The organism is Moraxella equi (assembly GCF_002027555.1).
GTDB lineage: Bacteria > Pseudomonadota > Gammaproteobacteria > Pseudomonadales > Moraxellaceae > Moraxella > Moraxella equi.
Map to the genome: position 1 here is coordinate 1 of NZ_MXAP01000030.1, position 19169 is coordinate 19169.

17 protein-coding genes and 1 pseudogene are annotated in these 19169 nt (G+C 45.2%); 7 read left to right on the forward strand and 11 right to left on the reverse strand.

Annotation, left to right across the window (positions count from 1 at the left end; genetic code table 11):
• The 4 genes from B5J93_RS03355 to B5J93_RS03370 form a co-directional block, all read right to left on the reverse strand.
• On the reverse strand, window positions 1–345 hold a 345-nt coding region (locus tag B5J93_RS03355), incomplete at its 3' end, for an acyl-CoA dehydrogenase family protein (RefSeq protein ID WP_115236913.1).
• A 132-nt stretch (window positions 346–477) separates the two neighbouring features.
• Complete coding sequence (locus tag B5J93_RS03360) at window positions 478–1965, reverse strand: APC family permease (RefSeq protein ID WP_079324600.1); 1488 nt, start codon at window positions 1963–1965, stop codon at window positions 478–480.
• A gap of 76 nt (window positions 1966–2041) precedes the next feature.
• The gene (locus B5J93_RS03365) at window positions 2042–3295 is read right to left on the reverse strand and encodes an aspartate aminotransferase family protein (RefSeq protein ID WP_079324602.1); all 1254 of its coding nucleotides are present in this window, start codon (window positions 3293–3295) and stop codon (window positions 2042–2044) included.
• A 187-nt stretch (window positions 3296–3482) separates the two neighbouring features.
• Window positions 3483–4934 (reverse strand): NAD-dependent succinate-semialdehyde dehydrogenase, encoded by a 1452-nt coding sequence (locus B5J93_RS03370; RefSeq protein ID WP_079324604.1) that lies wholly within the window; start codon window positions 4932–4934, stop codon window positions 3483–3485.
• Window positions 4935–5096: 162 nt separating this feature from the next.
• Here B5J93_RS03370 and B5J93_RS03375 point away from each other — a divergent pair, with 162 nt between their 5' ends.
• Entirely contained in the window at window positions 5097–5867 is a 771-nt protein-coding gene (locus B5J93_RS03375; RefSeq protein ID WP_079324627.1) for an IclR family transcriptional regulator, read from the forward strand.
• A gap of 1 nt (window position 5868) precedes the next feature.
• Here the strand turns inward: B5J93_RS03375 and B5J93_RS03380 are convergent.
• Window positions 5869–6452, reverse strand: a pseudogene (locus B5J93_RS03380) (uracil-DNA glycosylase family protein).
• Between the two features lie 198 nt (window positions 6453–6650).
• Between B5J93_RS03380 and B5J93_RS03385 the strand changes: the two are divergent.
• The gene (locus B5J93_RS03385; RefSeq protein ID WP_079324606.1) at window positions 6651–6947 is read left to right on the forward strand and encodes a colicin immunity domain-containing protein; all 297 of its coding nucleotides are present in this window, start codon (window positions 6651–6653) and stop codon (window positions 6945–6947) included.
• Window positions 6948–6983: 36 nt separating this feature from the next.
• Here B5J93_RS03385 and B5J93_RS03390 read toward each other — a convergent pair whose 3' ends face one another.
• From B5J93_RS03390 to B5J93_RS03415, 6 genes are all read right to left on the reverse strand, one after another.
• The gene (locus B5J93_RS03390) at window positions 6984–7610 is read right to left on the reverse strand and encodes a hypothetical protein (RefSeq protein ID WP_079324607.1); all 627 of its coding nucleotides are present in this window, start codon (window positions 7608–7610) and stop codon (window positions 6984–6986) included.
• A 15-nt stretch (window positions 7611–7625) separates the two neighbouring features.
• Window positions 7626–9698, reverse strand: coding sequence for an excinuclease ABC subunit UvrB (gene uvrB, locus B5J93_RS03395; protein ID WP_079324609.1), 2073 nt, complete (start codon window positions 9696–9698; stop codon window positions 7626–7628).
• A 76-nt stretch (window positions 9699–9774) separates the two neighbouring features.
• Window positions 9775–10290, reverse strand: a complete 516-nt coding sequence (locus B5J93_RS03400) for a DUF2059 domain-containing protein (protein WP_079324611.1) — start codon at window positions 10288–10290, stop codon at window positions 9775–9777.
• Between the two features lie 144 nt (window positions 10291–10434).
• Window positions 10435–11787, reverse strand: a complete 1353-nt coding sequence (locus tag B5J93_RS03405; protein ID WP_079324613.1) for a lytic murein transglycosylase — start codon at window positions 11785–11787, stop codon at window positions 10435–10437.
• 166 nt (window positions 11788–11953) lie between these two features.
• Window positions 11954–13393 (reverse strand): L-serine ammonia-lyase, encoded by a 1440-nt coding sequence (locus tag B5J93_RS03410; RefSeq protein ID WP_079324615.1) that lies wholly within the window; start codon window positions 13391–13393, stop codon window positions 11954–11956.
• Between the two features lie 184 nt (window positions 13394–13577).
• Entirely contained in the window at window positions 13578–14501 is a 924-nt protein-coding gene (locus B5J93_RS03415) for a WG repeat-containing protein (RefSeq protein WP_079324617.1), read from the reverse strand.
• Window positions 14502–14681: 180 nt separating this feature from the next.
• On the opposite strand from B5J93_RS03415, the gene leuC reads away from it, so the two are divergent.
• The 5 genes from leuC to leuB all read left to right on the forward strand — a co-directional run bounded on the left by leuC (window position 14682) and on the right by leuB (window position 19131).
• Complete coding sequence (gene leuC / locus B5J93_RS03420) at window positions 14682–16103, forward strand: 3-isopropylmalate dehydratase large subunit (RefSeq protein WP_079324619.1); 1422 nt, start codon at window positions 14682–14684, stop codon at window positions 16101–16103.
• 80 nt (window positions 16104–16183) lie between these two features.
• On the forward strand, window positions 16184–16717 hold the full coding sequence (locus tag B5J93_RS03425) for a YbhB/YbcL family Raf kinase inhibitor-like protein (protein WP_079324621.1): 534 nt from the start codon (window positions 16184–16186) through the stop codon (window positions 16715–16717).
• 24 nt (window positions 16718–16741) lie between these two features.
• Entirely contained in the window at window positions 16742–17389 is a 648-nt protein-coding gene (gene leuD, locus B5J93_RS03430; protein WP_079324623.1) for a 3-isopropylmalate dehydratase small subunit, read from the forward strand.
• Window positions 17389–18021: a Type 1 glutamine amidotransferase-like domain-containing protein gene (locus B5J93_RS03435; RefSeq protein ID WP_211278842.1), complete on the forward strand. Its 633-nt coding sequence runs from the start codon at window positions 17389–17391 to the stop codon at window positions 18019–18021. The genes leuD and B5J93_RS03435 overlap by 1 nt, the downstream gene beginning before the upstream one ends.
• Window positions 18022–18060: 39 nt before the next feature.
• Window positions 18061–19131, forward strand: coding sequence for a 3-isopropylmalate dehydrogenase (gene leuB, locus B5J93_RS03440; RefSeq protein WP_079324625.1), 1071 nt, complete (start codon window positions 18061–18063; stop codon window positions 19129–19131).
• Window positions 19132–19169 lie beyond the last annotated feature (38 nt).

Genomic DNA, 19169 nt, shown 5'->3' on the forward strand with positions numbered 1-19169 from the left:
AGTTCGGTTGGTATAGATGGGGTGCATGACCAGACTTGACTGCACGCTCATTGCCGAGCGATAGCCAGAATCAACACTCTCCACCGCACGAGCCACCAAGCCATAAGCCACATGACTCATGCCTGCACAGCCGTAGCCATCTATCGTCATGCCTAATAGCCCAAGTTCACCCATCTGACGCATGATGTTTGTATCAAAATGCTCATGGCGGTTGGCTTCAATAATGTTCGGCATCAGCTCTTTTTGGCAAAACTGGCGAGCGGTGTCATAGACCATACGCTCATCTTCACTCAAAAGACTGTCTAGGTTTAGGGCATCTTGCCAGTTAAAAGGGACGAAACTCATGATAACGCTCCTGTTCATGTAGGTTGGGATATATGTTCTTTATAATGAACAATGGTTCTATATAAAGAACATGATTTATTTAAACAAATATTTCGGTGTTTGTAAAGGGGTTTTGAAAAATTTGACAACTTATCATTGCATGCTTTGTTTGGCAGATTGTTTGTCAATGGCGAGACTGGGCATGCCATTTTCTTTTAGCCAAATTTGATTGACTTCCTTGATGGCACGAATCTCTTCATCCATAAAGGCTTTACTCTTTCCAGGGTTTTTGTGTGTGGCATATAGGTATAGCAGTACACCGAGCAAACTCCATGCTCCAAAAATACCCCATTCTACCTTGCCCAAACCCGAGGGTGACATGGGTAGGTACAAACCAAACATGGCAAGACTAATCACAACGGTAATCACGCCAACCGCTTTGCCCATCGGTACTCTAAATGGTCTGACCATGTTAGGCTCTTTAAAGCGTAGATATAAGAACGCCGTCGCCACACAGGTATAAGCAATGACAATGCCCACACCGCCAGCATCCACTATCCACACCAATGCTTTACGCCCAAAGAGTGGGGCTAGTGTGGCAAGACCGCCGATCAAGATGATGGTAAGATAAGGCGTGCCATATTTGGGGTGTAGTTTGGCAAGGGTATTGGGTAGCATATGGGCTTTTGCCATGGCGTACATGAGTCGGCTACCCCCGATTAAAAAGGCGTTCCAACTTGACAAGATACCCAAAACTCCGCCCAGTACCAGCAGTTTACCTGCCCACACGCTCTGCCAAGCATTGGTCATGGCGTCAGCGGTGGCAAGCTTGGAGCTGTTGGCTTGGTCAAGAGTTAGGGTGTGACCCACGCTCCACGCAATGCCCATGTACCACATGACTGCCATGATGAGTGACACCACCAAGAACATGCCGATTTGGGGGCGGGACAAGTCAATCTCTTCGGCAGCTTGGGGAATCACATCAAAACCCACGAACATAAATGGTACCATGATAATCACAGTCATGATGCCTGCCATGCCATTGGTGAAGTTTGGTACGGCAAGGTTTGATAAACTGGCATTGGGGTCAAATAATAACGCCCCAACAAACAGCATGATGCCCACTAATAAGATACCCACGACAGCCAATTTTTGAAACCACGCCGCCACTTCCATGCCACGCACATTAAGATAAGTAACCACGATAGAGCCTATCATGCCGACCAGTACCCATGTGGCATAAACGTCCCAACCTGCGACATTGTACATATAGCCTTGGTTATAATTGGGGATAAGGTATTCAACCACGGTGGGTAACGCCACCGCTTCAAAAGCGACCACAGACAGATAGCCAAACAGAATGCTCCATGAGCATAAAAAAGAGACATGCACCCCAAAGGCTCTGTGAGTGTAGGTATGCTCGCCCCCTGTGATGGGCATACAGGCGGCAAGCTCAGCATAGGCAAGCCCAATCAAGATAACAGCAAGTCCACCGAGAAAAAAGGCGGAAACCGCACCCCACAACCCTGCAGAGGCAACCCAGCCACCTGCCAGTACGACCCAGCCCCAGCCGACCATCGCCCCAAAAGCTAGGGCGACAATGTCTATGGTGCTTAAAGATTTTTTAAAATGGTCTGTCATGATAAATTCCTTTTATAAGACATGGCGGTCAATGTCGGGTTTATTCTTTTATCAGAATAAACCCGACAACTTTTGTTTAAGCGAAAAATTGACCGATGATGGACAAGGCTTCATCAAGAACATCATCTTGGATGGTCAGGGGCATCATCACCCGAATGGTATTAAAATAAGTACCACAAGAGGCAAGCAGTAGTCCGTGCTCAAAAGCGTGCTTTTTTAGGGCATTTGTGGCGGTAACGTCAGGATTGCCGTGATTGTCCACCAAATCAAAAGCCAGCATCGCTCCTTTGTGGCGAACATGACTGATGGCAGGCGATTTTAACTCATTTAAAAATTTCGCCATCTTATCGCCGATGTCTTTGGATTTTTGCAATAAGTTTTCGCTTTGCATGATTTTAAGCACTTCTAAGGCGGCAACTGTGCCTAGTGGCGAGCCTGCGTATGTACCACCTAAGCCACCGACTTGGGGGGCGTCCATGATGTCTGCCCGTCCGATGAGAGCTGAGATGGGAAAGCCACCTGCCATGGATTTGGCAGCGGTCATCAAATCAGGCTCAACCCCAAGCTGTTCGGACGCAAACAGCGTGCCTGTCCGCCCAAAACCGCATTGGACTTCATCAAAAATCAGTACAATGCCATGCTCATCACAAATCTCCCGCAGAGCTTTGGCAAAACTGGGTGTTAGCTGATGAAAACCGCCTTCGCCTTGGACAGGCTCCACAATCATAGCGGCGACTTCCGATGGGTCAATGTCGCATTTAAAAATCATCTGCACGCCACGAAGGGCTTCTTCTTCGCTAATGCCGTTTTCCACGCAAGGAAATGGGGCGTGATAAATGGACGCTGGCATGGGGCCAAAATTCTTTTTATAAGGAATGACCTTGCCTGTCAAGCCCATGGCAAGTAGGGTACGACCATGCCAACCGCCAGAAAAGGCAATCACGCCTGCTCGCCGAGTTTTGGCACGAGCGATTTTGATGGCGTTTTCTACCACTTCGGCACCTGTGGTTAGCAAAAAGGCTTTTTTGTCGCCTGTGATGGGAGCAAGCTCGCACAGTTTTTCGCACAGCTCCACATAGCTTTCGTAACCGACAATTTGGGCGGACGTGTGAGAGAAACGGTCAAGCTGGGCTTTAACGGCATTGACGATTTGAGAATGGCTATGTCCTGTGTTTAGTACAGAGATACCACCCACAAAATCAATGTAGCGTTTGCCTTCAACGTCAATGATTTCGCTGTTTTTGGCGGTGTCTGCAAAAATATCAAACGCCACACCCAAGCCTGTGGGTAGGACTTTTTTACGGCGTTCTAGTAGGGATTGGTTGGTCATGGGACGCTCCTTGTACAAGATGGGTTGCATTATTGTTCTTTATATTGAACAAATGTCCTAGATATAGAACATTTGTATATAAAAACATATTTTTTAGGTTTTGGCAAGCAATTTTTTGTAAAAATATCAGATAAAGTAAAATCCCCAAAAATCAGCGTTTTTGGGGATTTGATTGTATGATATTTAATCAGCTCACGTCCATGCACCAGTATTTTGTGGTGAGATATTCATCCAAGCCATATTTTGAGCCTTCACGCCCAAACCCTGACTGCTTAACCCCACCAAACGGAGCGACTTCGGTAGAGAGTAGCCCTGTATTTTGGGCGACCATGCCGTATTCTAAGGCTTCACTTACTCGCCATGCTCGTGCGTGGCTTTGGGTGTAAAAATAGGATGCCAAACCATAGGGGGTATTATTGGCATGGCGAATGACTTCGGTTTCATCATCAAACACAAAAATCGGAGCAATCGGAGCAAAAATCTCTTCGTGGGCGATGTCCATGTCGTCTGTGATGTCCGTGATGACCGTTGGTAAAAAACAGCGTGCGTGCGTGGGGTGAGATTTACCCCCTGTGATGAGTGTTGCTCCTTTATCTAGGGCATCTTGGAGTAGTTTTTGGGTTTTTTGCACGGCAGTATCATTGATAAGACAGCCGATGTCCGTGTCATCTGACAGTCCGTCGCCAACGTGTAAGTTACTAACTTCTTTGGTAAATTTGGCAATGAACTCATCTTTTATCGTTTGATGAACATAGATGCGGTTGGCACACACGCACGTCTGCCCTGCGTTGCGATATTTGGACGCTATCGCCCCCTTGACCGCCTTATCAATGTCGGCATCGTCAAACACGATAAAAGGAGCGTTACCGCCAAGCTCCAAGGAGAGCTTTTTGACCGTGCTGGCACATTGCTCCATGAGCAGTTTGCCGACCCGAGTAGAGCCTGTAAAGGAGAGTTTTTTAATACGCTCATCGGACGTGAGTACGCCCCCGATAACGTCCGCTTGCCCTGTTACGATTTGCAAAACACCCTTAGGAATGCCTGCTTGAATGGCAAGCTCGCCCAAGGCAAGGGCAGAAAAAGGCGTTTGGCTATCAGGCTTGACAATTATCACGCACCCTGACGCTAGGGCGGGGGCGACTTTACGGGTAATCATCGCTGACGGAAAGTTCCACGGCGTGATACTGGCACACACACCCACGGGCTGTTTTAGCACCACATAGCGTAGGTTGGCGTTTGGGCTGGGTATCACGTCCCCATACGCCCGTTTGGCTTCATCGGCAAAAAAACGGATAAAGCTGTTGGCATAGCCAATCTCCCCACGAGACTCTTTTAAGGGTTTGCCTTGTTCTGTGGTCATGATGATGGCTAAGTCTTCACGATGTTCATCAATCAAATCCGCCCAACGGTGTAAAATGACTGCTCGTTCATTGGCGGTTAGGCTCGCCCATGATTTTTGGGCGTCATCGGCAAAACCGATGGCTTCTGCCACTTCATCGGCGGACAAATCAGGAATGGTGCCGATTTTTTCATCATTAAAGGGGTTAAACACGTCTATGGTGTTGGCGGATTTGGCGGATTGCCATGTGTTATTGATGAGTGCGTGTTCGTGGAATAATGTGGGGTTGGATAATTTCATAAAAACTCCTTGCCAAATGGTGGTTAGATTGTTCTATATATTGAATAAATGTTCAAAATACAGTACAATATTAGCACCATTTATTCATTTAGACAAGCGATTTTATAAGTGATTTTATTAAAAACAAAATCATGCCACGATAATCACACCACGAGAGTTGCCATGACCGACCAAACCCCCAAAACCGCCAATGTCCCTGCCTTAGAAAAGGCGTTTGAGATTTTGGATTTTATTACCACAAGTCCCACGCCTGTCTCGTCAGCGACCATTGCCAGAGAGTTGTCGCTGGCTCGTTCTACCACGCACAATATCCTGCAAGCCCTAACCAGCAAAGGCGTATTGCACAAGGATAATAATCATCTGTTCAGCCTAGGTTCTTATCTATTGTATTGGGCGGGGCGTTTTGAAGTGGAGCGGGGTGTGGTGGCACTGTTTCATGAATTGGCGGTGGGTTTTGAGACGCTTACGCCTTATACGATTACGCTGTCTACGCTGGATTTTGATCGGGGTGAAACGGTGTTTTTGAGCAGCCATCAGGGCAGTAGTGCCATTGATTTTGCGTTTCGCCGTGGGGTGCGTGTGCCTGCGGTATTCTCGGCAACAGGCAAGGCGATTTTAAGCCAAACGCCCTTTGATAGGGTGCTTGCCATGTATGAGACGTTCCCTGCTCCCTTGACGGATAGGGGGGTGGCGGATTTTGATGGGTTAAAAGCGGAGCTTGATAAGGTCAAAAGCACCCGCTTATCCTTGGATGATGGTCAGCTACGGCTTGGCATGACGTGCATGGGGACTTATATTCGCAGTCAAGATGGGGTGCGACTGGGTATTGCGGTGTCGCTGTCGGACAGTGAGTACGCCAAGCAAAAAGACGTGGTGGGGCAAGCCATAATTGAGTTGGCGTTACAGATTGAAAAGGGGTTGGGGGTGGATTAATCTACTTGCACCCTCTTATCAAACCTATCTCATCAAACACTGCCCTATAAAACTGTGCCTTTTATCAAGGGCCAATGGATACGCCCGTGATGATGACGGCAGACGGTGCAGAGTAACAATTTTATTGTTAAATGTTAAATTTACCGATTGTCCAACTTTTGGTATTTTAATATCAAAATCGAACAATAAAATCTCACTCGCCTTTTCGCCTGTGGTGATGATATGATTGCACTCGGGCAAGGTAGCTAATAAGCCTTGAATGTCGGATTTTTGGATAATGGTTAAAAATTTATTGGACGCATTGTTATTTTCACGAATGACTATTTTGGCGGTGTCATAAATGGCAATGCCTTGTTTGTTTAAAAAATCTTTTAAAACTTCTTCTTTAAATCGTTTACCGTCAATAAAATAATCTTTATCATCAAAAAACACCAATCCCATAATCCGCCACATGTCATTATTTAAATTGGGATAATAAAAATCCATTTTCCAACGAGTTTTTGGCGGGGGAAAACTACCTAGCATTAAAACTTTGGCATTGTTTGGTAAAAAAGGTGTTAAGGGGTGGGTTTCTAGGTTGTTCATATTTTTAATATGGTTTGGAAATTTTGTCAGCTAAAAGGTAAGGTGCGTAATGCGCACCGTTTTGGGTATTTAAAGTTTAAATGGTGCGTGGTACGCAACTTACAGTTGGTTTTTTAGGTTAAATAATATTTTATCACAGGCTCAACCTATGATAAAATAAAACCAATTAACCCAAGCGTAACAACAAAAGAATACAAAATGAGCATTACATTATTAAATTTTACTAAATCTTATCTCAACAAAAGAATTGATACAAATTGTTTTGTGAATGCCTATATTGAACTATGGCGAATTGAAAGAGATTTGGGTCTTGCCAATATTGATGAAGAAAAACTTAATTTATTTTTATCATCAGTATTTTATATGGTTGATTTATACAACCCAGAAAATGATAAAGAAGACTATGAATTTAATGATGTAGAATTGTTTGAAATAATATCCAAAGAATTGGATTTATTTGAAGATACACAATATAGCTCATCAAATTCGGCTTGATGTTGTTGTGCTTATAAATGGTGTATGGTACATACCTTACGGAAGTTCATTTCCATTATCCAATAAATGTTTTGAATTTTTCTTAAATTTTTTCCAATCTACAATTAGCTGTTGTCTATTCATAATTGGAAACTGGATAAATGGCATTGGTATATACAACAACCAAATTGGTAAATCTTTTAATACAAGCACAAATAAAGATACAGCCAATAAAAGAAATACAATATACAAAAACCATATCAAGCGCACAAAAGATAATCTATATCTAAACTTTTTATTTTTATCAATATTTACAAGAAATCCATCTTTATTTCCATTTATTATTAACAATCTTTTCTTATAAAATTGGTTAATTTCATAAAAATTATCATTAAAATTTTTCTCCTCATTTTGTGTTTTTATGACCACATCAATGACTTCATTTTTAATACCATTAAAATAACTAATATTTTTGTAATAAACCGCTCTCAACAAATGATTTTCTTCCATTTCCAACTTAAAATTACCATCACATAGCAATTTTCTAATTTTTTCAAAGTCTTTATCCAATAATCTTTCTTTTCTTTCAATTAAATATTTCCACAATGCAAACAATCCACCAAAAATACCCATGCCAACAAGTGTAGAAATGATTTTTAGGATCAAGCCCCAGTCAATACCCATATTTCCGTCCCAAAATTAACCCATCAACATCTGCTTTAGTGCTAACATCTCATCTCTAATTTTCATGGCTTCTTCAAATTTTAATTCATCAGAGAGTTTTTTCATTTCTTTCTCTAGACGTTTGATTTCTTTTGCCATGAGTTCTGGGCGACGTAAAATTTCTACATCGATGTCATTTAAGGCAAGTGGCACGTCTATTTTTGGTGCTTCCACGCTCTCAATCTCGCCCGTGTCAATCTTATCGGTGATGGCACGGCTTGCCGATTTTGGTGTAATGCCATGCTCGGCATTAAAGGCGATTTGTTTGGCTCGTCTGCGTTCGGTCTCATCTATCGCCTTTTGCATACTGGGCGTAATGCTGTCAGCGTATAAAATTGCCTTGCCATTGACATGGCGTGCCGCTCGCCCAATGGTCTGAATGAGCGACCGCTCCGAGCGTAAAAATCCCTCTTTATCCGCATCAAAAATCGCCACAAGCGACACCTCGGGCATATCCAAGCCTTCACGAAGCAGGTTAATGCCTACCAGCACATCATGCACCCCTGTTCTGAGTTCATGAATGATTTTCATGCGTTCTACCGTGTCAATGTCGCTGTGCAGATATGCCACACGCACGCCATATTCTTTTAAATAACTGGTTAAATCCTCCGCCATGCGTTTGGTGAGCGTGGTAATCAGCACTCGCTCGTTTAAGGGCTTACGCAGGTTTATCTCGCCTAGCACGTCATCGACTTGGGTGAGTACGGGGCGGATTTCTAGTATGGGGTCGATGAGTCCTGTGGGGCGAACGACTTGCTCGACCACTTGCTCGCTATGCTCCAACTCATAGGGGGCAGGGGTTGCTGATACAAAGATACGAGTTGGCACAACCGCCTCCCACTCCTCAAACATCATGGGGCGGTTATCCATGGCGGACGGTAAGCGAAAGCCATAATTAACCAAGTTTTCTTTGCGACTTCTATCGCCCTTATACATCGCTCCGATTTGGGGGATGGTAACGTGGCTTTCATCCAAAAACACCAACGCATCAGACGGCAGGTAGTCAAACAGCGTGGGTGGTGCCTCGCCTGCCTGTCGTCCTGACAGATGACGAGAGTAGTTCTCAATGCCGTTACAGTAGCCTAACTGCTGTATCATCTCTAAGTCGTACTGGGTGCGTTCTTTGACACGTTGGGCTTCTAGTAGCTTATCATGTGAGCGAAAATAGTCTAACCGCTCGGCAAGCTCTTCTTTAATCGTCCCCATTGCCACTTCTAATTTTTCTCGGGGGGTAACATAGTGCGACTTGGGATAGATGGTAATGCGTGGCACGGATTTGATGTTTTTGCCGGTCAAAGGGTCAAACCATGTGATTTTTTCAACTTCATCATCAAACATGCTAATCCGCACCGCCAACTGTTCACTCTCAGCAGGGTAGATGTCCAAGGTCTCACCATGCAAGCGATAGGTACCACGCCCAAAGTCCAGCTCGTTGCGTTCGTATTGTAACTCAACCAAGCGTTTGATGAGAGCGGTTCTGTCCGCGACATCGCCCACGACCACGTGCAGGAGCATTTTTAGGTAGCTCTCAGGGTCGCCCAAGCCATAGATGGCGGACACGCTCGCCACAATGATGGTATCACGGCGTTCGAGCAAGGCACGAGTAGCGGACAGTCGCATTTGGTCGATGTGGTCGTTGATGGCGGAGTCCTTTTCGATAAAAGTATCGCTTGCCACGACATACGCCTCAGGCTGATAATAGTCATAATAACTGACAAAGTACTCCACCGCATTATGGGGGAAAAATTCCTTAAATTCGCCATAAAGCTGTGCTGCCAGTGTCTTGTTATGAGCCATGATGATGGCAGGTCGCCCTAAGCTCTCAATGACCTTTGCCATAGTGTAAGTCTTGCCCGAACCTGTCACACCGAGCAAAAGTTGGTCTTTTTTGCCTGCCTTGACCCCGTCTACTAGGGACTGTATGGCGGTCGGTTGGTCGCCACTGGGGGCAAAGGGCGTAACCATTTTAAAGACTTTATCGTCATCGCCTAGCTGTTTGGTAAGCTGACTTTCGGTGATTTTGGCACGAGTGGTTTTGGGCTTTGGCATGGTGTTGTTTTTATAAAAGAAATCCTTATCATAATGGGGGCTATGATAAGGATTTGCAAGTGATGGCAGACACGCCCTATTTATTCAAAATCTTTTTAACATCATCCTGCATTTTTTTAAGATGTTTGTTTTCGTAGGTTTCTAAGGTTTTTTTGTTGTTCTCGCCTGCACTTTTCATATAGGACTCAAAGACGGCATCTTGTTTTTTTAAGGCGCTTTGCCCGTCTTTACTGCCATAAAAAGCAATCATGGCGTCCACTTCGGCTTGTCTAAACGATTTGGCGGCGTTAAGGTAGGATTTTTTAAGTCCGTCTTTGGTCGCTTTGGTGTCTAGGCTTTTAATGAGTCCTTCGGCATAGTCGTCAAAGGCTTTTAGGGCTTTTTTGCGTTGATCGTCGGTGAGTGTGTTGTCCTGTGCCATGCCCTGAGCGATTGCCATGCGTTCCATTTCAAGGGGGGCAACGACCGCTTGGTAAAATGTGGATTCGTAAGGCATGATTTTGGCAAGTTCTTCTAGTGATTGATTGCTCGGTGTGGCAAAGGCACTGGCACAAAATAGGGTGCTAAGCAGTAGTAGGGATTTGATTTTCATAACAGCTCCAAAGGTTAAAAGTGCTATAATCTAACAGATTTTTATCAAGATGAAAAGTTTTAAATTGTTATCATTTGCAACGATAACTTAACCGCATGATGAATGATTTAAATAAAAGTCGGTACATCACGCACCGACTTTATGTTACCAGACCAAGCCACGCACCGAGTTTTGGGTGATAAAGCCATCAGGAATGCGTCCATTATCCGCTTGCCAACGAGCAAAGGCACGAGAGGTGTTCGCCCCTGCCACGCCGTCTGCTTTGCCGGCAGAGTAGCCTTTGGCGTTTAGGGTCTCTTGTAAGCGAATGACTTCTGAGCGAGACAGGGGCTGTTCGTGGCGTGGCCAGTTGCCACTAATGCCAGCACCGCCAGCGATACGTTTTGCAAGGGTTGCCACGGCTAGGGCGTAGCTAGATGAGTTGTTATAGACTTTGATAACATCAAAGTTGGGCGTGAATAGTAGGGCAGGGCCATTCACGCCCGCAGGGAGCCACAGCTCGGCTTGGGCATGACCGCCAAAGTACTCGCCATTGGCAGAGACCACGCCTAAGGATTTCCATGATTCTAGGGATTGTTTTTGTCCTAAGAGTTGGTAGTTAAAGCCAGTCGGCAGGCGAACTTCATAAAAAGCGTCCACGCCTGACACCCAACCGCTCGCCCCTAGATAATGGGCGGTGGAGGTGAGGGCATCCGAGATTGTCCATGGGTTTTTTTGTCCATCGCCGTTACCGTCCACGCCGTATTTTATCCAAGTGGAGGGGATGAATTGGGTATGACCCATGCCCCCCGCCCATGACCCACGCAGTTGTGAGCGACTGACATCGCCACGCTCTATCATCTGTAACATGGCAAGCAGTTCGCCTTCGGCAAACTCACGACGGCGACCATCAAAGGCAAGACTAGATAGGGCATCGACTAAGTCGGTTGAGCCTGTTGCTGCCCCATATGAGGACTCAATACCCCAAATGGCGACCATCACTTCTTTGGGGACACCATACTGGCTTTCGGCTCGTGAGAGTAGGGAGGGGTATTCACGCAGTTTGGCTCTGCCGTCAGAGACACGCCCTGAGGTAACGGCGGACTCGACGTATGACCACGGCATTTTGGCAAATTCGGCTTGGCGACCGTCTAGGCTGATGACCTGTGAGTTGAGACTGGCACTGCCTAGCAGTCCATGCACCGCATGGGAGGCATGACCGCTGGCGATGGTGCGAGTGATAAAGTCGCTTTTCCAGTCGCCAAAACTGCCATAGTAGCGATTTTCTACCGATGGGGCAGGCGTGGGCGTGGAGGTGGTTACTGGGGCTGTGGGTGTTTGGGGTTTGACAATGACCACCCGAGATGGGGTAGGTGTGGTCGTTGGTGTCTCAACCACGATGGGTCGCTGTGGTGTTTGAGGAGCTGAAGCACAGGATAGTAGCGTGATGATGGCAACAGCCACAGCGGACAGGCGAAAAGCAGGGTGGTCTAGCAGGGTTTTTGCAGGATGAGTCATGAGTATTTATTGGTAAAAATTTGTTGCCATTGTACACAGTTATGAGAGTTTTGGCAATGATATATTTGGCAAAGCAAGGATGGATAAAGCAAAAGACGGAATAAAACATCTATATCCGTCTTTTATTTACCCTGCTAAATCTTGTTAAATGAGTTTATTGGTGTCATCAACACTGGCTAAATCCCACGCCCACATGACCGACCACTGCCACAGGAATGCGGTTATCGGCATGAATGGCAAGCCCGCCACGAGCGGTTTCTTTGTATTTGTCCATCATGTCAAGCCCTGTCTCTTTCATGGTCAAAATGGCTTTATCTAGTGAGACGTGGTGCGAGCCATCGCCACGCAGGGCAAGGCGAGCGGCGTTAATCGCCTTGACGGACGCCATCGCATTGCGTTCAATACAAGGCACTTGTACCAGTCCTGCAATGGGGTCACAGGTCAGCCCTAAGTTATGTTCTAGCCCAATCTCGGCAGCGTTTAGACATTGGGCGACCGTGCCGCCCATGACGTGAGCCAGTCCTGCCGCTGCCATCGCACAGGCAGAGCCAACTTCGCCTTGACAGCCAACTTCCGCCCCTGAGATGGACGCATTTTGTTTGATTAACGCCCCAATCGCCCCTGCCACGAGCAAAAACTCACGCACGCCCTGATAGCTAAATGACGGAATAAAGCCTTGATAGTAGTGTAACACCGCAGGGATAATGCCTGCCGCCCCATTGGTGGGAGCGGTAACGACCCGCCCGCCCGAGGCGTTTTGTTCATTGACCGCCAGAGCATACAGATTCACCCAGTCCATTGCAAGCAGTCCGCCATCGGCTTTACCGTATTCTTTACTAAGCTGGTCATATAAGGCTTTGGCACGGCGTTTGACGTTAAGACCGCCGGGCAGGATACCGTCTTTTTGGTAGCCGGCATTGACACACGCCTGCATGGTCGCCCAGATGTCGTTAAGATAATCTTTAACTTCTTCTTCGTCTCGGACAGCAGTTTCGTTATGAAGCATAAGCTCGCTGATACTAAACCCATGCGTGTGGCACAGCCGTTCGATGTCTGCTCCTAGCTCAAAGGGATAAGGGTAGGGCGATTTTTTGGGGGTATCTAGTTGCTCTTGCGCGGTTTGGGCTTTAAATTCGTCATTATCCACAACAAATCCGCCCCCGATAGAAAAGTAAGTCTCGCTGATACGAGTGCCATCGGCTAAGGTGGCGATGAGTGTCATACCGTTGGGGTGTTGGGGCAGGGTAACATCGCTATACCACAAGATGTCAGTAGTTTCATCAAAATCAATAACATGACGACCGCCCAAGTTCATCTTTTGGTGCGTGCGTATGTCTGATAAATACTCGTCCGTGCGTTCGGTGTCTATCGTGCGTGGGGCGTGTCCGAGTAGCCCAAGCAAGGTGGCGGTATCGGTGGCGTGTCCTTTGCCTGTGGCGGACAGCGAGCCATATAGTTCTATGGTAATGCCTGTAATTGGACTAAAATCGCCATGTAGTTGCTCATCTAACAGTGCCAAAAACCGCCCACTGGCAACCATCGGGCCGACCGTGTGCGAGCTTGAAGGGCCAACACCGATTTTAAACATATCAAAAATACTAATCATAAAAATTCCTTTAAAGTTATTTTACCGTGTGACAAAATGAATTGTTAAATGGGATGGTCTGACGGGCAGAGTGTGCAAACAATCCTATTTTAAAAAAATGCACAGATAGCCATATCAGATAAGTTGCTATTTTATCATGATTGATGGGGTTTTGGTACAATGGCGTATTTTAAAATCAAAAACCCTAACAAGTCACATTGACCCCTTGCGAATTGATACACAGCTTGTCGCCATTATTTAGATTACCAATCCATGCCTTGCCATTTTTAAACATCAACGGTTCGGGCAGTTCAGGATTTCTGGTGCTGTCCAAGATAAACCCGTCTTTATGAAAACGAAAATCGATGACCAGTTGCCCGCTTTTATCAATAAAGCCCCAATTATCGCCCATGCGTACCCCTGCCAGATTCTCACTATAAGCTCGGACATCATCAAAGGCGTAGATAATCATCGGTACGCCCTTATCATCGACAAAGCCCCATTTGCCGTCTTGTTGTCTTGGGGTGAGTGTTAGGTGTGTGTTGGGGTTTGGCAGACTGCCTTGGGTAAGTGTCGGCTCTGGGGTGGGCGATGGGTTGAGGGCTTGCTGTGTGCGATTGCCGTTTTTGTCGATGGTGTAGGTGCTACCGCCAGCGGTGACGGTGGCAAGACCTTGGGAGAAGTCGCTGATGTGGCTGATGGCTCGCTCGGGACGGACGATGACCTTGCCCCGAGTGTCTAGCACGCCAAAGCCACGGTTTTGTTTGACGATGATACGTTCGCCCCGCACGCCCCTTGCCCATTGGTTGCCATTCATGCGGTCGTAGTTAAAGGCGATGATGGTTTTGCCTTTGTCATTGATGTAGCCGACTTTACCGTTTTTTAGGGCGGGGAGTAGCCCACTTCTAAACTCCGAGCCCAGCACCGCGTCATAAGCGAACAAATCGGCTGTTTTGTTGCCTTTTTTGTCCAAAAGTGCCACGGGCGAGCCATTGTCTTTGACCGCCAAAAACACGCCTGAACGTGCGGTACAGCTGACGTTTTTATAATGGCTTTTGGGTAGGGCACAGGCATAAGCTGGGGGTGTGAGCGAGCCGAGCAATAAGGCAGTGACTAGGTATTTTTTCATAAAAACAATGCGTTGGAATTTGGGTTATTTTATCATAAGTGGCAAGATTATCATGCCAAAAAAAATTTTCCAAAAAGTTAAATAAACCATAAAAATTATAAATTATTGTTATTTTTAAAGTGTGTTATAATCTTATTAAAATTTACCATACCCAGACCATTTTACATTTGGAGAATAACAATGGCAGGCAGAACCTTATACGACAAACTTTGGGACGACCATTTGGTGAAACAACGTGATGACGGCTCGTCTTTGATTTATATTGACCGTCAATTATTGCACGAAGTAACCAGCCCCCAAGCCTTTGAAGGCTTACAGCTTGCTGGGCGTACCCCTTGGCGACTGTCGGCAAACATTGCCACGCCCGACCACAATGTCCCCACTTCCACCAAAGAACGCTCGCAGGGCATTTCGGGCATTGAAGACGACACTTCTCGCATTCAAGTCAAAACCCTTGACGACAACTGCAAAACCTTTAATGTCGTGCAATTTGGCATTAACGATGACCGTCAAGGCATTGTGCATGTGGTTGGGCCTGAGCAGGGCTTAACCCTACCTGGTATGACGGTGGTTTGTGGTGATAGCCATACCGCCACGCACGGGGCTTTGGGCTGTTTGGCTCACGGCATTGGTACAAGTGAGGTGGAGCATGTGCTTGCCACGCAATGCCTTGTACAAAAGAAAATGAAAAATATGCTGGTTCGTGTGGACGGCAAGCTTGGCAAAGGCGTAACGCCCAAAGATGTGATTTTGGCGATTATTGGCAAAATCGGCACGGCAGGTGGGACGGGCTATGCCATTGAATTTGGTGGACAAGTGTTCCGAGATATGTCCATTGAAGGGCGTATGACTGTGTGTAATATGGCGATTGAAGGCGGTGCAAGGGTGGGGCTTGTGGCGGTTGATGATAAGACGATTGACTATGTCAAAGGTCGTCCTTATGCCCCAACTGGCGAAAATTGGGAGAAAGCGGTTGCCTATTGGAACACCCTAAAATCGGACGATGACGCTCATTTTGATGCGGTGGTGGTGCTAAATGGCGATGAGATTGAACCACAAATTTCGTGGGGAACTTCGCCTGAAATGGTCATTCCTGTGTCTGCCAATGTGCCGACTTTGGATATGGCAAAAGACGATGTGCAAAAAAATGACTGGACGCGTGCTTATCACTATATGGGCTTGACGGCAGGTCAATCCTTGTCAGATATTACCCTTGACCGTGTATTTATCGGCTCGTGTACCAATTCTCGCATTGAAGATTTGCGAGAAGTTGCCAAAATCGTAGAAGGCAAAAAAGTGGCGAGCACCATTAAACAAGCAATGGTTGTCGCAGGTTCTGGACAGGTCAAAAAACAAGCGGAAAGCGAAGGTTTGGATAAAATCTTTACGGACGCAGGTTTTGAATGGCGTGAACCGGGTTGTTCTATGTGCCTTGCGATGAATGCCGATAAACTACAATCAGGTGAGCATTGTGCCAGCACTTCTAACCGTAATTTTGAAGGTCGTCAAGGCAATGGCGGTCGTACGCACCTTGTGAGTCCTGCAATGGCAGCGGCGGCGGCAATTCACGGGCATTTTGTGGATGTGCGGTCGGTGGCGTAATCACTAAAAAGACTAAGATGATTTGGTCATCTTAGTCTTAAAATTACATTTTGCTCACTGATAAATAAAAGGAAAATTGTATGAACGACCTAGCTCAAAACCCTTATTTAGAAGTCCGCCAGCCCACCCAGCCACAAGGCGAAATGGTGTTAAAATGTGCTGATATTGCCCCCAATAGCACCTTATCTAATGACTATGTGGCAAATATTTGGGGATTTACAGGCAATAATATCAGCCCAGAATTGGAATGGTCAAATGCACCTGCTGATACCAAAAGTTTTGTGCTGACAATGTATGACCCAGACGCACCAACGGGCTGTGGTTTTTGGCATTGGAATGCGTTTAATATTCCTGCTGATTGGAATAAATTACCTAAAAATGGTTCAAATAATTTTGGCAATGGCATTTTGGAATTGCAAAATGACGCAGGTTTAACAGGCTTTATTGGGGCATTTCCCCCACAAGGCGATAAACCACACCGTTATATTTTTACTCTTTATGCGTTAAATGAAGTGCTGGATTTACCAAATAGCATTAGCCCTGCGGTACTCGGCTTTAATTTAAATGGTAAAGTATTGGCAACGGCAAGTTTGACGGCTTATTATAACTGGTAAGATTTTAATTAAAAGGCAAAAATTATGAAACAATACACCACCGAAATCGGCATCGTTGCCCCCCTAGACCGTGCCAATGTGGATACGGATTTGATTATCCCTAAGCAGTTTTTAAAATCCATTAAACGCACAGGCTTTGGCGATAATTTATTTGATGAACTTCGTTATATGGACGAAGGCTATTTGGGGCAAGACATTGCAAAACGCCCAAAAAACCCTGATTTTGTTTTAAATCAAGAACGCTATCAAGGAGCAACGATTTTGCTTGCTCGTACCAATTTTGGCTGTGGTTCTAGCCGTGAACACGCTCCTTGGGCATTAAATGAATATGGCTTTCGCACCGTGATTGCCCCAAGTTTTGCGGATATTTTCTTTAATAACTGTTTTAAAAACGGTATGCTCCCTGTGATTTTAACAGAAAGCGAAGTTGATGAGCTGTTTAAAGAATGTTTTGATAATGTTGGCTATCAATTAACTGTAGATTTAGAAAATCAAAAGGTCATTTCGCCAAGCGGTAAAGAATATACTTTTGAAGTGGACGCATTTCGTAAACATTGCTTGCTAAATGGCTTGGACGATATTGGTTTGACTTTACAAAATGCCGATGATATCAAAGCCTTTGAAGAAAAAGCCCGTGCGGAGAGACCGTGGGTGTTTAAAGAGTTGCAATAATGACAAATATGAACAATATCAAGAATCTGTTTTTATCTTCTTCTTTTGCTGATACTGCAAGATTTTTACCTGAATTTTTGCACCGTATCAATGAAAGCCATTTATTTAAAACTGTAGCTTTTATTGATGTTGCAAGCCAAATAGAAGAATATCGCGGTTATGTTGATAATGCAAAAAATGCTTTTGATGAGCTTGGATTTTTGGTTAATAAAATTGACTTTGATCAAACAACTGATGAAATTAAGGAAAGAATTAATCAGTGCGATATAATCTATGTTTCTGGTGGAAATACCCTATATTTATTGCAACAATTAAAAGTCAAAAACCTTGATGGATTTTTGATTGACTTAATCCATCAAGGCAAGCCCTATATTGGTGAGAGTGCAGGAAGTATTGTTTTGGCAAAAAACATTGAATATGCCTTGCCAGTAGAAAATCATATTGAACAATTCACGGATTTTATTGGGCTTGGCGTTATTGACTTTTATCCTGTGGTGCATTTTGACAATAAACCATTTGTTCAGGGAAATCGTGTTATTTTTAACAATCATCATGACAATGTTAATCTGATTGCCTTTAACAATTATCAAGCGTTATTTATTTATGGTAATAGAATATTAGTTAAATCCTAATTGATAATTCTTAAATAACCCAATAACAAGGAAACTTTAATGACCAAACACATTGCAATCCTAAATGGTGACGGTATTGGACCTGAAATTGTCGCCCAAGCGGTTAAAGTTTTGGATAAACTTATCCAAAATAGTTTGGAAGCAAGCTATGAATACGCCAAATTAGGCGGAGAAGCCTATGACGCTTATGGCTCGCCTTATCCTACCGAAACCCAAGAAATCGTCAGAAAAGCCGATGCGGTATTATTGGGGGCGGTGGGTTCGCCACAATACGACAATTTAGACCGCCCTTTACGCCCAGAACGGGGACTTTTGGCGATTCGTAAAGATTTAAATTTATTTGCCAATTTACGCCCTGCCATTCTTTATAAAGAACTCGCCAATGCGTCCACTTTAAAGACCGATGTGGTAGCAGGACTTGATATTTTAATCGTACGAGAATTAACGGGCGATATTTATTTTGGCGAGCCTCGTGGCATTATTACCAACGATAAAGGCGAAAAAGAAGGTTTTAATACAATGCGATATAGTGAGAGTGAAATTCGCCGTATTGCCAAAGTATCCTTTGAATCCGCCCAAAAACGAAATAAAAAATTGTGTTCAGTGGATAAAGCCAATGTATTAGAAACCACCGAACTTTGGAAAGAGATTTTTAATGAAGTTGCCAAAGAGTATCCTGATGTGGAACTCTCGCATATGTATGTGGATAATTGTGCGATGCAACTGGTTAAAAACCCCAAGCAATTTGATGTGGTGGCGACAGGCAATATCTTTGGCGATATTTTGTCCGACCAAGCGTCTATGCTGACAGGCTCTATTGGAATGCTCCCGTCTGCAAGCCTTGATGAGAACGGCAAGGGCTTGTATGAGCCATCGCACGGCTCTGCCCCTGACATTGCAGGGCAAAATAAAGCAAACCCATTGGCGACCATTTTGTCGTTGGCAATGCTTTTGCGGTATAGCCTAAATGACGAAACCCGTGCCAAACAAGTAGAAAATGCCGTGCAAAAAGTGCTAGAACAAGGCTATCGCACGGCAGACATCTATGAAGACGGCACGACATTGGTTGGCTGTGCGGACATGGGTGATAAAGTGGTGCAGGCGTTGTAAGTCTTGTTAATGTAACGCAAAACCCACAATGGTATGAA

Excerpts from the sequence above, each read along its gene's own strand:
- B5J93_RS03425 (WP_079324621.1), top strand. The coding sequence starts at position 16,184 with ATGAACGACCTAGCTCAAAACCCTTATTTAGAAGTCCGCCAGCCCACC.
- B5J93_RS03435 (WP_211278842.1), top strand. The coding sequence starts at position 17,389 with ATGACAAATATGAACAATATCAAGAATCTGTTTTTATCTTCTTCTTTT.
- leuB (WP_079324625.1), top strand. The coding sequence starts at position 18,061 with ATGACCAAACACATTGCAATCCTAAATGGTGACGGTATTGGACCTGAA.
- B5J93_RS03400 (WP_079324611.1), bottom strand. The coding sequence starts at position 10,290 with ATGAAAATCAAATCCCTACTACTGCTTAGCACCCTATTTTGTGCCAGT.
- B5J93_RS03365 (WP_079324602.1), bottom strand. The coding sequence starts at position 3,295 with ATGACCAACCAATCCCTACTAGAACGCCGTAAAAAAGTCCTACCCACA.
- uvrB (WP_079324609.1), bottom strand. The coding sequence starts at position 9,698 with ATGCCAAAGCCCAAAACCACTCGTGCCAAAATCACCGAAAGTCAGCTT.
- B5J93_RS03385 (WP_079324606.1), top strand. The coding sequence starts at position 6,651 with ATGAGCATTACATTATTAAATTTTACTAAATCTTATCTCAACAAAAGA.
- B5J93_RS03370 (WP_079324604.1), bottom strand. The coding sequence starts at position 4,934 with ATGAAATTATCCAACCCCACATTATTCCACGAACACGCACTCATCAAT.
- B5J93_RS03390 (WP_079324607.1), bottom strand. The coding sequence starts at position 7,610 with ATGGGTATTGACTGGGGCTTGATCCTAAAAATCATTTCTACACTTGTT.
- B5J93_RS03405 (WP_079324613.1), bottom strand. The coding sequence starts at position 11,787 with ATGACTCATCCTGCAAAAACCCTGCTAGACCACCCTGCTTTTCGCCTG.
- B5J93_RS03375 (WP_079324627.1), top strand. The coding sequence starts at position 5,097 with ATGACCGACCAAACCCCCAAAACCGCCAATGTCCCTGCCTTAGAAAAG.
- leuD (WP_079324623.1), top strand. The coding sequence starts at position 16,742 with ATGAAACAATACACCACCGAAATCGGCATCGTTGCCCCCCTAGACCGT.
- B5J93_RS03410 (WP_079324615.1), bottom strand. The coding sequence starts at position 13,393 with ATGATTAGTATTTTTGATATGTTTAAAATCGGTGTTGGCCCTTCAAGC.
- leuC (WP_079324619.1), top strand. The coding sequence starts at position 14,682 with ATGGCAGGCAGAACCTTATACGACAAACTTTGGGACGACCATTTGGTG.
- B5J93_RS03360 (WP_079324600.1), bottom strand. The coding sequence starts at position 1,965 with ATGACAGACCATTTTAAAAAATCTTTAAGCACCATAGACATTGTCGCC.
- B5J93_RS03415 (WP_079324617.1), bottom strand. The coding sequence starts at position 14,501 with ATGAAAAAATACCTAGTCACTGCCTTATTGCTCGGCTCGCTCACACCC.